Origin of the sequence: Kineococcus auxinigenes (assembly GCF_050871525.1) — a bacterium.
Taxonomy (GTDB): Bacteria; Actinomycetota; Actinomycetes; order Actinomycetales; family Kineococcaceae; genus Kineococcus.
The window spans coordinates 24577-38225 of record NZ_JBKBCT010000037.1 but is presented as its reverse complement, the minus strand read 5'-3'; the positions used below and the strand labels follow the sequence as shown (position 1 = coordinate 38225).

Annotated in this window: 11 protein-coding genes; 5 read left to right on the top strand and 6 right to left on the bottom strand. The window is 76.8% G+C overall.

Annotated elements, in window-relative coordinates:
- Window positions 1–594: hypothetical protein (locus tag ACRYR9_RS11665; RefSeq protein WP_432540191.1), on the bottom strand; the 594-nt coding region annotated here is incomplete at its 3' end.
- Between the two features lie 136 nt (window positions 595–730).
- On the opposite strand from ACRYR9_RS11665, the gene ACRYR9_RS11660 reads away from it, so the two are divergent.
- Together ACRYR9_RS11660 and ACRYR9_RS11655 are read left to right on the top strand one after the other, a co-directional pair.
- On the top strand, window positions 731–1576 hold the full coding sequence (locus ACRYR9_RS11660) for an SDR family oxidoreductase (RefSeq protein WP_432494973.1): 846 nt from the start codon (window positions 731–733) through the stop codon (window positions 1574–1576).
- Between the two features lie 13 nt (window positions 1577–1589).
- Window positions 1590–2576 carry a class I mannose-6-phosphate isomerase gene (locus tag ACRYR9_RS11655; RefSeq protein ID WP_432494971.1) on the top strand — a complete coding sequence of 329 codons (987 nt, stop codon included), beginning with the start codon at window positions 1590–1592 and terminating at the stop codon, window positions 2574–2576.
- Window positions 2577–2640: 64 nt separating this feature from the next.
- Here ACRYR9_RS11655 and ACRYR9_RS11650 read toward each other — a convergent pair whose 3' ends face one another.
- Window positions 2641–3363 (bottom strand): response regulator, encoded by a 723-nt coding sequence (locus ACRYR9_RS11650; protein WP_432494969.1) that lies wholly within the window; start codon window positions 3361–3363, stop codon window positions 2641–2643.
- The gene (locus ACRYR9_RS11645) at window positions 3360–4610 is read right to left on the bottom strand and encodes a sensor histidine kinase (RefSeq protein ID WP_432494967.1); all 1251 of its coding nucleotides are present in this window, start codon (window positions 4608–4610) and stop codon (window positions 3360–3362) included. The genes ACRYR9_RS11650 and ACRYR9_RS11645 overlap by 4 nt, the downstream gene beginning before the upstream one ends.
- A gap of 140 nt (window positions 4611–4750) precedes the next feature.
- On the opposite strand from ACRYR9_RS11645, the gene ACRYR9_RS11640 reads away from it, so the two are divergent.
- Window positions 4751–5716 carry a CPBP family intramembrane glutamic endopeptidase gene (locus ACRYR9_RS11640; RefSeq protein WP_432494965.1) on the top strand — a complete coding sequence of 322 codons (966 nt, stop codon included), beginning with the start codon at window positions 4751–4753 and terminating at the stop codon, window positions 5714–5716.
- On the opposite strand, the gene ACRYR9_RS11635 is transcribed toward ACRYR9_RS11640, so the two are convergent.
- From ACRYR9_RS11635 to pcrA, 3 genes are all read right to left on the bottom strand, one after another.
- Window positions 5705–7666, bottom strand: a complete 1962-nt coding sequence (locus ACRYR9_RS11635; RefSeq protein ID WP_432494963.1) for a diguanylate cyclase domain-containing protein — start codon at window positions 7664–7666, stop codon at window positions 5705–5707. The two genes, ACRYR9_RS11640 and ACRYR9_RS11635, sit on opposite strands and share 12 nt — an antisense overlap.
- A gap of 136 nt (window positions 7667–7802) precedes the next feature.
- Window positions 7803–8081 (bottom strand): hypothetical protein, encoded by a 279-nt coding sequence (locus tag ACRYR9_RS11630; RefSeq protein ID WP_432494961.1) that lies wholly within the window; start codon window positions 8079–8081, stop codon window positions 7803–7805.
- 182 nt (window positions 8082–8263) lie between these two features.
- Entirely contained in the window at window positions 8264–10615 is a 2352-nt protein-coding gene (gene pcrA, locus ACRYR9_RS11625) for a DNA helicase PcrA (RefSeq protein ID WP_432494959.1), read from the bottom strand.
- A 165-nt stretch (window positions 10616–10780) separates the two neighbouring features.
- Between pcrA and ACRYR9_RS11620 the strand changes: the two genes are divergently transcribed.
- A complete protein-coding gene (locus ACRYR9_RS11620) occupies window positions 10781–11392 on the top strand; it encodes a TetR/AcrR family transcriptional regulator (RefSeq protein ID WP_432494957.1) in 612 nt (203 codons plus the stop codon).
- A 17-nt stretch (window positions 11393–11409) separates the two neighbouring features.
- Complete coding sequence (locus ACRYR9_RS11615) at window positions 11410–13605, top strand: MMPL family transporter (protein WP_432494955.1); 2196 nt, start codon at window positions 11410–11412, stop codon at window positions 13603–13605.
- The last annotated feature ends 44 nt before the right edge of the window (window positions 13606–13649 follow it).

Below are 13649 nucleotides of genomic sequence, written 5' to 3'. Positions count from 1 at the left end.
AACACAACCTGACCGCCGCCCCCCCCCCCCCCGCGCCCGGGGGGCCGCGGCCCGCGCCGGGCCCCGGCGCGGGGGGGGGGGCGGCGCCCCCCCCCCCCCCCCCCCCCCCCCCCCCCCCCCCCCCGCGACCAGGGGCACCGTCCACCCCAGGGTGGACGGCCCGAGGGTGAGGGCCACGACGACCGCGCTCCCCGCCGCGGCACCGGCGTGGACGGACGTCTTCCACACCAGGGTGGAGGCCAGGCACACCGCGAGCCCGGTCCCGGACGCGGCCAGGAGCGCGAGCAGCTCGCGCGGCGCCCCCAGCACCCGCAGCAGCACCCAGCCCGCCGCGCTGGTGGCGGTGCCCAGCGCCAGGGGCGCGAACCGCTGCCGGCGCACCCGCAGGTGGTGGTCGCCCCAGCGCCGGGCCCGCACCCCGGCCAGCACCACCCCGTAGGGGATGCCGACGGCGAGCACGGCCGCGAGCGCTCCCCAGCCCAGGCCCGCCGCCGGTGAGGACGCCGAGCGCACCGCGACGAGCAGCAGCGCGGCGGCGGCCAGGGGGGCGGGGGCGAGCGCCTCGGTGAGGGCGCGGGCCAGCAGCAGGCGCACGCCCGCACCCTGCCAGGTGCACGGGTCGCTGCGCGGTTGGGACGCCGCGCAGCGGGTACGCCCGGGAGTGCAGCGGCACGCCGGCCGCGCCGCACGCAGCACCGCACCGCACCGCACCGCGAGGAGGACACGCCCGATGTCGCAGCAGCAGCCCGAGCAGTCGCAGGACGTCCCCGGCACCACCGGCGCGATGGACCCGAAGCCGGACCACGGCGAGGAGAGCTACCGCGGCACCGGCCGCCTGGAGGGCAAGAAGGCCGTCATCACCGGCGGTGACTCCGGCATCGGCCGGGCCGTGGCCATCGCCTACGCCCGTGAGGGCGCCGACGTCCTCATCAGCTACCTCAACGAGGACGAGGACGCCCGCGAGACCGCGAAGTGGGTGGAGCAGGCCGGCCGCAAGGCGGTCCTGGTGCCCGGTGACCTGGCCGACCCGGCGCACTGCCGCGCCGTCATCGCCAAGGCCGTGGAGGAGTTCGGCCGCGTCGACGTCCTGGTGAGCAACGCCGCGTTCCAGATGAACCGCGACTCGATCGAGGAGACCCCCGACGAGGAGTGGGACCGCACGATCCACACCAACCTCAGCGCGTTCTTCCACCTGACCAAGGCGGCGCTGCCGCACATGCAGCCGGGCGCGTCGATCATCGGGTCCAGCTCGGTGAACTCCGACAACCCGAGCCCGACGCTGCTGCCGTACGCGGCGACGAAGGCGGCCATCGCCAACATGACGGCCTCGATGGCGCAGCTGCTCGCCGAGCGCGGCATCCGGGCGAACTCGGTGGCTCCCGGGCCGGTGTGGACGCCGCTGATCCCGGCCACCATGCCGGAGGAGAAGGTGGCGCAGTTCGGCCAGCAGGTGCCGATGGGCCGCGCCGCCCAGCCGGCGGAACTGGCCCCGGTGTACGTGGTGCTGGCCTCGGACGAGGCCAGCTACGTCTCGGGCGCGCGCGTCGCGGTGACCGGCGGAAAGCCGATCCTCTGAGGGGAGGACCGTCGTGGAGTGGTACCCGCTGCGCCTGAGCACGCCCGTGAAGCAGCACGTGTTCGGCGGTCGCGCGATCGCCGAGGCGCTGGGGCGCAGCGGGTTGCCCGGCGGCCGCGTCGCCGAGACGTGGGAGGTCAGCGACGTGGACGGCGAGGTGGGTGTCGTCGTCGACGGCCCGCTGGCCGGCACCGCCCTGCGCGACCTGGTGCGTGAGCACCCCGGGGAGCTGGTCGGACCGGGCTGGTCCGGCAGCCGCTTCCCGATCCTGACGAAGCTCATCGACGGCGCGAGCGCCCTGCCGGTGCACGTGCACGCCGACGACGCCGCAGCCCGGGAGCTGGAGGGTGCCGAGAACGGCAAGACGGAGGCGTGGCACGTGCTGGCCGCCGAGCCCGGCGCGACCGCCCTGGCGGGGGTCCGCGCGGACGTGGGCCCCGAACGGCTGCGCGAGGCGCTGCTGGCCCAGGACTTCGACGCCGTCCTGGAGCGGTTCCCCGTCGCGGCGGGCGACACCGTGTACGTGCCCGGCGGCACGGTCCACTCCTTCGGGCCCGGCACCCTGGTCTACGAGATCGAGCAGACCTCCGACACGCAGCAGCACGCCATGCCGTACGAGATGGCCGACGGCTCCCCCGTCCCGGACGAACGGCGCCGCGAGAACGTCGAGGCGCTGCTGCGCGAGGCGCGGCTGGACGCGCGCGCCACGATCACCGACGCCACCGTCCCCGCCGACGAGGACGGGGTGCGGCGCGCCGTGTGCTGCGAGGGCCCGTACTTCGTCCTGCACCGCTGGCGCTGCGCGCACCCGGTGCGTGTGCGCCGGGAGTTCAGCACCGCGCAGGTGCTCACCAACGTGGGGCCTGCGCCGGTCACGGTGCGGGCGGAGGGCTTCCACGGGGAACTGGCCCGCGCGAGCACGTTCCTGCTGCCCGCCGCGCTGGGCGGCGTCGAGGTGGAGGGTGAGCTGGACGTGCTGTGGGGTCACCTCCCCGCCTGACGGACCGGGCGGTCCCCCGCGGCGGCGCCGTCCGCCCGGGCGCCGATCGCGCCGGGCCGGCGGCTCAGGCCAGCCCCGCGTCGTGCACGACGATCGCCACCTGCACCCGGTTGTCCACCTCCAGGCGGTCCATGACGCGGGAGACGTACGCCTTCACGGTCGCGGTGCTCATCGACAGCCGCGCACCGATCTCCGCGTTGGGCAGGCCCTGGCCGACGGCGACGGCGACGCGGCGCTCCTTGTCCCCGAGCCGCTCCAGCAGGTGCCGGGCCCGTTGGCGCCGGTCGGCGTCCGCGGCCGGCGCGGGAGCGGTGGCCCGCCCGATGAGCCGGCGCACCACGTCCGGGGACAGGACCGGCTCGCCGGCGGCCGCTCGCCGCACGGCCACCACGATGTCGGCGGGCGGGGTGTCCTTGAGCAGGAACCCGTCGGCTCCGGCGCGCAGCGCCGCCAGGACGGCCTCGTCGTCGCCGAACGTGGTGAGCACCACGACTCGCGGGCCGGCGCCGGCCGCCCCCTGCCGGGCGGTGATCTCCCGGGCGGCGCTGATGCCGTCGCGCCGCGGCATCCGCACGTCCAGCAGCACGACGTCCGGCGCGGTGGCGGCGGCGAGCGCGACGGCCTGCTCACCGTCGCCGCCCTCCCCCACGACGGTGACGTCGTCGAGCCCGCCGAGGACCACGGCCAGCGCCGAGCGCACGAGGGGGTCGTCGTCGACGACGAGCACCCGCACGGGCGCGCCGGCCCCGGCCCCGCCGCTGTCCTCGACGCTGCCCCCGCCGCTCACGCCGGCCACGGCAGCCTGGCCCGCAGGCGGAAACCCCCGGCGGCGCGGCCGTGCTCGAGCTCCCCGCCCGCCAGGGCGATCCGCTCGGCCAGCCCCACCAGCCCCAGCCCGGCACCGGGCACCGCGGTCGTGCCGGTGGTCGTGGTGGGGAACGGCGTCAGGGGCGCGGGGCCCGCGTCGTCGAGGACGGTGACCTCCAGGCCGGAGCCGGGGGCGCCGGCCACGACGACCCGCACCGCGTGACCGGCGGCGTGCTTGCGGGCGTTGGTCAGCCCCTCCTGCACGACGCGGTAGGCGGTGCGCCCCACCAGTGCCGGCGGCTGCGCCTGCTCGGGCACCCGCACGTCCAGCTCGACCGCCGCACCCGCCGCGCGCACCTCGCCCACCAGGCCGGGCACGTCGGCGAGGGTGGGTTGCGGCCGGCCGGACGCCTCCTCGGTGCCGGTGCCCACCTCGCCGGCGCGCAGCACGCCGAGGATGTCGCGCAGGTCCTCCAGCGCCTCGTGGGTGCCGGCGCGGATGACGCCGGCGGCGCGGGCGACGTCCTCGGCGGGAGCGCCGGGGCGGAACTCCAGGGCACCGGCGTGCATGCTCACCAGGGACAGGCGGTGGGCGAGGACGTCGTGCATCTCGCGGGCGATGCGGGCCCGCTCGGTGGCGCGGGCCCGCTGCACGCGCAGCTCCTGCTCCGCGCGGGCCTGCTCGGCCTGCCGGCGCAGCGACTCCACCAGCTGGTGGCGGGTGCGCACGTACGCCCCCCACCCGGCGACGGGGACCACGAGGGCCGTCAGGAACAGGGGCAGCGCCCACGTCGGGAGACCCGGTTCGGGCCACAGCAGCCCGTACACCGTCCCGGCCAGCACCGTGCCCACCGCCACCGACGCGACCGCGGGCCAGCGCCGGCGCACCGCCACGCTGAACAGCGCCACCAGGCACGGCACCGCCACGAACGTCGAGACCACGGACACGACCACGAGGACGCCGGCGACCACGACCGGGAAGCGGCGGCGGGCGAACAGCGCGAAGCAGGCGGGCAGCCCCAGCAGGACGTCCAGGACGAGCACGGCGTCACCGCGCACCCGCGGCCCGGAAGCGGGGTCCAGCTCCATGCCGAGGAAGACCGCCCCCGTGACCAGGCACGCGGCGACCAGGGCGGCATCGCCCGCCACCCGCGCCGCCACCCGACCGCGCCGCCGCCAGGGCCGGGGGACGTCCGTGGCCTCGAACACCACCGCTGCACCGCTCACGCCACCAGGCTAGGAGGGCGACGCCCCCGTGCGGGACCGCCGGACGTCGCCTCCCGGCCACGCGGCATCGACCGAGGTCGACGCGGCGGCGCGCCGTGCGGCGGACGCGGCCGGCGGTGCCGCCCGGCCACGCTCGCCGGGTGACCACCTCCACCGCTCCGGCCCGCTGCACCCCGGCCGACCCCGGTTCCCGCTGCCCCGCCGCCCGCTACACCGGCGCCCTGCGCGGCCCGCAGCACCGGTGGTGGCGTCCGCTGGTGGGCGCCGCGGCCGTCACCGGCGGCCTGGTCGCCGTCGTGCTGGCGCTGGGGATCACCTTCGGGGTGGCGCAGGCCCTCACCGGCCGCAGCGGCACCGCGCTGGACGAGGCGGTGTCCAGCACCTGGTGGGGACTGCTGGCGATGAACCTCGCGCTGGCGGCCGGGGTGCCGCTGGCGTGGCTGGGCGTGCGCGCCGGGCACCGGCGCGGTCCGGGGGCGGTGTCGTCGGTCGAGGGGCGCTGGCGCTGGCGCTGGGCGCTGCGGGTGGTGCCGGTCGTGCTGGCCGTCCTGGTCGCGGCGAACCTCGCGGTGGTGGCGGTCGAGGTCCTCGCCGGGCGGGCGCCGTTCGGGCCGGGCACCGCGCCGGGCGCGCGGCAGGCGGTGGCGCTGGTGGTGGTCGTCGTGCTGACCACGCCGCTGCAGGCCGCCGGGGAGGAGTTCTTCTTCCGCGGCTGGCTCAGCCAGGCCGTCGGCTCGTGGTCCGCCCGCCCCGCGGTGGGCGCGGTCCTGGCCGCCCTGGCCTCGGCGGCGCTGTTCAGCGCCGCGCACGGCGCCGAGGACGCCCTGCTGTTCGCCGACCGGGTGGTGTTCGGGCTGGTCGCGTCGTGGCTGGTGTGGCGCACCGGCGGCCTGGAGGCGGCCGTGGTGCTGCACGCGGTGAACAACGTGGTCCTCATGGTCCCGGCGGCGCTGGCCGGCGCGCTGACCGTGACCCCGGAGGTGGCCCCGGTACCGCCGCTGCTGGTCGCCGTGGACGTCACCTGCCTGCTCGTCGCCGCCGCCGCGGTGACCGCGCTGACCCGCCGGGCCGAGCGCACCCGCCCGGACGGGCGGTCAGGACGGTGAGCCCGCCAGCACCAGGCGGTCGCGACCGGTCCCCTTGGCCCGGTACAGCGCCGCATCGGCCGCGCGCAGCAGGTCCTCGCACGTCGTGCCCCCGGGGACGGTGCCGGGGCTGGTGGCGACGCCCACGCTGATCGAGACCGTGCTCCCGGCGGCACCGCCGGGGTGCGGCAGCGCCGCCCCGCGCACCCGGGCGAGCACCCGCTCGGCGACCTGCCGGGCGGCCGCCAGGTCCGTGCCGGGCAGGACGACGGCGAACTCCTCCCCGCCGAAGCGCGCCACCACGTGGTCGCTGCAACGCACCGCCGAGGCGATGCAGGTGGCGACCGCGCGCAGGCACGCGTCGCCCGCCAGGTGCCCGGCGGAGTCGTTGTAGGCCTTGAAGCGGTCCACGTCGCACAGCAGCACGCTGAGCGGGGCGCCGGTGCGCGAGTGCTGCTGCCACGCCCGGCGCAGGGCGTCGTCGAAGGCGGGCCGGTTGCGCACGCCGGTCAGGCCGTCCACGAGCAGCGCCTCGGACAGCCGGGCGTTGGCGCGGGTCAGCTCCTCCTGCGCGAGGCGGCGGCTGTGGACCTCCGCCTGCAGCTGAGCGGTGCGCTCGGCGACCAGCCGCTCCAGCTCCTCGGCGCGCTCGCGGGCCCGGCGGGCGCGCTGCAGGCCCTGGAGCGCACCGGTCAAGTGCTGCTGCAGCGCCTCGGCGGTGTAGCGGTCCAGGCGCTCCTGCTCGTAGAGCAGCAGGCCGCGCTCGCGGCCGCCGGGGGTCAGCAGCTGCACGACGAGGGTGCCGCGGGCGAGCTCGCCACGCCGCGCGGGCGGCAGCAGCTCCTCGACGGGGTAGGGACCGGCGGGGGCGCCGCCGGTGCCGCCGGTGCCGCCGCTGCCGTCGGTGCTGTGGACGAGGTGCGCGAGGCCTTCGTGGACGCTCGCCAGGTGCGCGCGGCGCACGGCGACGCGGGGCAGGTACGCGGCCAGCTCACGCGTCAGCTCGTCCTCGCTCGCCACGGACGACAGGCCGTGCTCGAGGCCGAGGAGGTGGTGGGTGACCAGGAGCTCCGAGCGCACGTCCCGCAGCAGCGCCACGGGCACGGTGCCACCCGCGGCGGACGACCCGGCGCCGTCGGGACCGCCCGTGGAGGCGCGCACCACCAGCTCGCACCCCGTGCGCACCCGGGCGGGCACGCGCTCGCCGCGCAGCAGGCCCAGCACCAGCTGCCCGGCGCGCTCGCCCTGCTCCCGCAGGCGCGGGTCCACGCTGGTCAGCGGGACCTCGGCGGTGGCCGCGGCGCGGGTGTCGTCGAAGCCGGCGACCACGACGTCCCGCGGCACCCGCCGCCCGCGGGCGGCCAGCGCGTCCAGCACCCCCAGGGCCATCTCGTCGTTCGCGGCGAAGACGGCGTCGACGGTGCCCAGCGCGCTCAGCGCCTCCACGGTGCGGCGGTACGCGGTCTCGCGGTGGAAGCCGGCGCGCACCACCGGCGCCGGGGGCAGGCCGGCGCCGGCCACGGCCGCGGCGAAGGCGGCCTCCCGCTCGGCGGAGTCGGCGGAGTCGGCGGGGCCGGCCACCAGCAGCGGGTGCCGGCGGTCACCGGCGAGCAGGTGCGCCACGGCCAGCGCCACGCCGGCGGCGTTGTCGCCGCTGACGTCCGGCACGCCGGGCACGTCGCCACCGAGGGTGACCACGGGCAGCCCGGCGGCCTGGGCGGCCAGCCCGGCGACGTCCGAGACGCCGGTGACGGGGTCGACCACGGTGCTCACGACGAGCGCGTCGATGCTCCCGGCGCGGCGCAGGCGCTCGACCCAGGGCTGCGGCTGCGGGGCCGACCGAGGGTGCACGAGGACCAGCAGCGAGGCCCCCGCCGGGGCGAGGACGGACTCCATGCCCCGGATCACCGGCAGGGCGTAGTCCTCCACCCGGTTCACGACGAGCCCCACCCGCCACCCGCGCGTCCCCACAGCTGCTCACCTCCCGCCACCCCGGTGCGGCGGCACGGGCTCCCGCACCCACCGGGTACCGGTATCGGCACGGCGCACCCCGGACCTGAGGCGCGCGGGTGACGCTCCCCGCCCGGGCCGCACCGTCCCCGCCGCGTCAGCGACCGGCGTGCTCGGCCTCGAAGCCCCGCTCGGTGCGCCGCACGCACCACACCCGCACGTCCTTGCCGCCGGGCCCGCCGGACTTCTCGTGCACGCGCACCACCCCGTCCTGGACGCGGCCGACGCCGACGACCTCGTGCACGTGCGGCCCGAGGGTGAGGAGGAAGGACGTCTCCCCCGTGAAGTCCTCCAGGTCCCGCGGAGCACGGCCGCCGACCCGGTCGACGAGGTAGCTCCGTCCCGAGACGACCGGTTGCGTGCGCAGTTCACTCATGGCCGGACCCCCTGCAGCCGTGGTGGTGCCTGTCGGGAGCGAGTCTGGGGCACGCGCTCGTCGCGCACCAGGGCCGGGAGCGGACGTTCCGGCGAACAGCGGGGTGGGGCGGCCCGGAGCGCCGGCCGGGCGCGTCCGGGGACCACCCCGTCACGGCCGGGGCCGGAACCTCCCGCGCCGCCTCAGAGCTTGACGACCGGCGCGTAGCGCAGCAGCAGGCGCTTGGTGCCCTCGCCGCGGAAGTCGACGTGCGCGACGGTCTTGTCACCCTCGCCCTCCAGGCGCACCACGGTGCCCAGGCCGAAGCTGTCGTGGGTGACGCGGTCGCCGGGGGCCAGGCTGATGACGGGCCGACTGCCGGCCGAGCGCGCCACCGGCCGCGACGGGGGCCGCAGCGAGGACGGGGAGGCGGAGGACGCCGCGAACGCGGCCTCGCCGCGCCGCCAGTCCAGCAGGTCCGCCGGGACGTCGTCGAGGAACCGGCTGGCCGGGTACTGCTGCGGCGCGCCCCACGCGCTGCGCACCGCCGAGCGCGACAGGTACAGCCGCTCGCGGGCGCGGGTCAGGCCCACGTACGCCAGGCGGCGCTCCTCGGCCAGCTGGTCGGGGTCGCCCAGGGAGCGCTGGTGCGGGAACGTGCCGTCCTCCATGCCGGTGAGGAAGACGACGGGGAACTCCAGGCCCTTGGCGGTGTGCAGGGTCATCAGGGTCACGACACCGCCGCCGTCCTCCTCCTCGGGGATCTGGTCGGCGTCGGCGACCAGGGAGACGCGCTCCAGGAAGTCCGAGAGGGTGCCGTCGGGGTCGGCGTCGGAGAACTCCTCGGCCACCGCGACCAGCTCGGCGAGGTTCTCCACGCGGGACTCGTCCTGCGGGTCGTCGCTGGCGCGCAGCTCCGCGAGGTAGCCGGTCTGCTCCAGCACCGCCTGCAGGACGGTGGCCGGGGAGGCGCCCGACTCGGCGAGGGTGCGCAGGTCCGCGACGAGCTGGGCGAAGCCCTGCACGGCCTTCAGCGAGCGCGACACCAGGCCGGCGGCCTCGTCGGCGCGCTCCAGCGCCTGCCCGAAGGGGATGCGCTCGCGCTCGGCGAGCACCACCAGCGACGCCTCGGCGCGCTCGCCGATGCCGCGCTTGGGGACGTTCAGGACGCGGCGCAGGTTCACCGTGTCGTCGGGGTTGTCGAGCACGCGCAGGTAGGCGATGGCGTCCTTGACCTCGCGGCGCTCGTAGAAGCGGGTGCCTCCGACGACCTTGTAGGGCAGGCCGGTGCGGATGAACACCTCCTCCAGCGCCCGGGACTGCGCGTTGGTGCGGTAGAACACCGCGACGTCGCCGTAGCGCACGCCCGCGGTGTCGTGCAGGTGGTCGACCTCGTCGGCGACGAACTGGGCCTCGCCGTGCTCGTCGTCGGCGACGTAGCCGACGATCTTCTCCCCCGCCCCGGAGGCGGTCCACAAGTTCTTCGCGCGGCGGTCGGTGTTGACGGCGATGACCTGGTTGGCGGCGGTGAGGATCGTCTGGGTGGAGCGGTAGTTCTGCTCCAGCAGGACCGTCCTGGCGTCCGGGTAGTCCTGCTCGAACTCGGTGATGTTGCGGATCGTGGCACCGCGGAAGGCGTAGATCGACTGGTCGGCGTCGCCGACGACGGTCAGCTCCGCCGGCGGCACCGCCAGGGCGTGCCCGGCGCGGGCGGCGGCCTCGCTGACGGACCCGCCGACGAGCTCGCGCACGAGGACGTACTGGGCGTGGTTGGTGTCCTGGTACTCGTCGACGAGGACGTGGCGGAAGCGGCGGCGGTAGTGCTCGGCGACGTCGGGGAACGCCTGCAGCAGGTGGACGGTGGAGGAGATGAGGTCGTCGAAGTCCATCGCGTGCGCCTGGCGCAGCCGCTGCTGGTAGGTGCGGTACACCTGCGCCAGCACGCGCTCGGCCGGGGCGGCGTCCTCGGCGTGCGCGCGCTCGGCGTACGCCTCCTCGTCGACGAGCTCGTTCTTGAGGTTGGAGACCATCACGCTCAGCGCGCGGGGGGCGTGCTTCTTGGGGTCCAGCTCCAGCTCGCGCACGACCATCGCCATCAGGCGCTGGGAGTCGGCGGAGTCGTAGATGGAGAACGACGAGCGCATCCCCAGGGTGGCCGCCTCCCGGCGCAGGATCCGCACGCACGCGGAGTGGAACGTGGACACCCACATGCTGCGCGCACCCATCCCGACGAACTCGCCGGTCAGGGCGGCCACCCGCTCGCGCATCTCGGCGGCGGCCTTGTTCGTGAAGGTGATCGCGAGGACCTGCCCGGGGGTGGCGCGCCCCTCGGCCAGCAGGTGGGCGATGCGGTGGGTCAGCACGCGGGTCTTGCCGGAGCCGGCGCCGGCGACGATGAGCAGCGGGGAGCCGGCGTGCACGACGGCCTCGCGCTGCTGCGGGTTCAGGCCGGCCAGCAGCGCGGCACCGCCGTCGCCGCGGGCGGGCGTGGCGGGGCGGCCGGCGGGGACGTCGCCCGGGCCGCCGAGGGGGAGGTCGTCGAACAGGGTGCTCATCGCGCCCCAGGGTAGGCCCGCCCGGGGACACTCCCCGGCTCGCGCGGGAGCCGCGGCGGGCGTGCACTGGAGGTGGCGCGCGAGCAGCCCGGCAGCACCGGTCCCTGACCGACCGCCACGGTCCTCGACCGACCGAAGTGGTCCACAAGGGCCTACGATGGTCCGGTGCCCCGTCCCACCCGAGAGCAGATCGACGAGGAGATCCTCGACACCGCCGCCGCCCTCTTCGCCCGCCACGGCTTCGCGGAGACCTCCGTGCAGCGCGTCGCCGACGCCACCGGCTACTCCAAGACGGGCCTGCTGCACCGCTTCCCCACCAAGGACGCGCTGCAGGCCGCGGCGCTGGCGGCGACCCTGGAGCGCGTGCGCCGCGTCGTCGACGGCGTCACCGCCTCCCCGCCCGGCCCCGGCCGGGACCGCGCCGTCCTGGAGGCCCTGGCCGACCTCGCCCTGGCGCGACCCGGCTTCACCGCCCTGGCGCTGTCGTCGGTCAGCCGCGGCGAGGAGCAGGCCCTGGCGCTGACCGAGCTCGCGGACGCCCTCTTCGAGGCGTTCGCCGCCCCCGCGCCCACCAGCACCGGCACCGTCGTCGGCACCGAGCGCGCCGTGCGCCTGACCAGCGCCCTGGGCGGGCTGGCCATCGCCGCGCTGGCCTGCCGCGCCCCGCACGACGCCCCCCACGACGCCGGGGCCGTGCGCCCGTTGCTCGTCGACGCCGCGCTCGGCGCCCTCGGCCACCCCACCCCCACCGACGCCGGCACCGGCGCCGGCGCCTGAGAACCCGGAGGAACTCCATGGCCACCTTCCTGCACCGCCTGGGACTGGGGGCGGTGCGCCACCGCCTGCTGGTCGTGGGCGTCTGGGTGCTCGTCCTGCTGGGCACCGGGGTCGGCGCCGCCACGCTGGCCGGCTCCACCGTGAACACCTTCGAGATCCCCGGTCAGGAGTCCACGACGGCGCTGCGCCTGATCGACGAGCGCTTCGGCGAGCGCTCCACCGGCGCGAGCGCCCAGGTGGTCCTGCAGGCCCCCGACGGCGAGCAGGTCACCGCGCCGGAGAACGCCGCGACCGTGGCGCAGCTCGTCGCGCAGCTGCAGGAGCTGCCCGGCGTGGCGAGCGCCACGAACCCGCTGGACCCGCAGGCGCCGACGGTCTCCCCCGACCAGCGCGCCGTCTACAGCACCGTCACCTACGACGTGCAGGCACCGGAGATCACCGAGGCGCAGCGCGAGGCGCTGCTGGGCGTGCTGGAGGACGCGCGCGCCGCGGGGCTGACCGCGGAGGCCACAGGCGAGGCCACGCAGGCGGTCTCTGAGGTCGGCGGCGCCGCCGAGGCGATCGGCGTCGTGGCCGCCCTGGTGGTGCTGGCCATCACCTACGGCTCGCTGGTGGCGGCCGGCATGAACCTGCTCACCGCGCTGGTGGGGGTCGCCACCGGCGTCCTGGGCATCACCGTGCTCACCGGCTTCGTGGACCTGCAGTCCACCACCCCGATCCTCGCGGTGATGCTGGGCCTGGCCGTCGGCATCGACTACGCCCTGTTCATCGTCACGCGCTTCCGGCACGAGCTGCTGGACGGGCGCCCCGTGCCCGAGGCCGCCGCGATCGCCACCGGCACCGCCGGCTCGGCGGTGCTGACCGCCGGGCTCACCGTCGTCATCGCGCTGGCGGGCCTGTCGGTGGCCGGCATCCCGTTCCTCACCGAGATGGGCCTGGCGGCCGCCGCCACGGTCGTCGTGGCCGTGCTGGTGGCGCTGACCCTCGTGCCGGCCGTGCTGGGCCTGATCGGCCTGCGGGCCCTGCCGCGGCGGGCGCGCCGGGCGCTGACCCACGAGGGCGGGCAGCACGTCGCGGTGCCCTCCCGCGACGCCGCCGACCGGGGGTTCTTCAGCGGCTGGGCGCGCACCGTGACGCGGCGGCGCTGGCCCAGCCTGCTGGCCGCCACGGTGGTGCTGGCGGTCGTCGCCGTGCCGGTGTTCTCGCTGCGCACCACGCTGAGCCAGCTGCCCCCGGACGACAGCACCCAGGCGCGCGCCGCGCAGCTGCTGTCCGAGCGGTTCGGGGCGGGCGTGACCGGGCCGCTGCTGGTCCTGGTGGACGGCGAGGGCGCGTACGAGCGCGCCCAGCAGGTGCAGGCGGAGCTCGCCGAGCTGCCGGGCGTGGCGCTGGCCACGCCCGCCCAGCCGAACGCGGACGGCACCGCCGCCCTCGTCACCGCCATCCCGACGACCGGCCCGGACGACGAGGCCACCCGCGAGCTCGTGGCCGACATCCGCGCCCGCCTGGCCGCCGACGCCGCCGGGGGCACCGAGGCGTACGTCACCGGGAACACCGCGGTGAGCGTGGACGTCTCCCGGACCCTGGACGAGGCGCTGCCGGTGTACCTGGTGCTCGTGGTGGGGCTGGCGCTGGTGCTGCTGGTCCTGGTGTTCCGCTCGCTGCTGGTGCCGCTGGTCGGGGTGCTGGGCTTCCTGCTGACCATCGGTTCCTCGCTGGGCGCCACCGTCGCGGTGTTCCAGTGGGGCTGGCTGAAGGACGTGGTCAACGCCGAGGCCACCGGCCCGCTGCTGAGCCTGGCGCCGATCATCGTGGTCGGCATCCTCTTCGGCCTGGCGATGGACTACCAGGTGTTCCTGGTCTCGCGGATGCACGAGGCGCACGCCCACGGCGCCGAGCCGGTGACGGCGGTGCGCACCGGTTTCCGGCAGGCGGCGCCCGTGGTGGTGGCCGCAGCGGCGATCATGTTCGCGGTGTTCGCGGGCTTCGTGCCCGAGGGGGACGCGACGATCAAGCCGATCGCGTTCGCGCTGGCCATCGGCATCCTCGCCGACGCGGTGGTGGTGCGCATGGTGCTGGTGCCCGCCGCGCTGGCCCTGCTGGGGCGCTCGGCGTGGTGGCTGCCGCGCTGGCTGCGCTGGCTGCCCGCGCTGGACGTCGAGGGCGCCGCGCTGGAGCGCCGCTCGCCGGAGCAGGCGCACGGAGCGGTGTGAGGCACCTCACGCGCGGTGCCCGGGAATCGACGGGCACCGCGCGC

Excerpts from the sequence above, each read along its gene's own strand:
- pcrA (WP_432494959.1), bottom strand. The coding sequence starts at position 10,615 with ATGAGCACCCTGTTCGACGACCTCCCCCTCGGCGGCCCGGGCGACGTC.
- ACRYR9_RS11615 (WP_432494955.1), top strand. The coding sequence starts at position 11,410 with ATGGCCACCTTCCTGCACCGCCTGGGACTGGGGGCGGTGCGCCACCGC.
- ACRYR9_RS11660 (WP_432494973.1), top strand. The coding sequence starts at position 731 with ATGTCGCAGCAGCAGCCCGAGCAGTCGCAGGACGTCCCCGGCACCACC.
- ACRYR9_RS11630 (WP_432494961.1), bottom strand. The coding sequence starts at position 8,081 with ATGAGTGAACTGCGCACGCAACCGGTCGTCTCGGGACGGAGCTACCTC.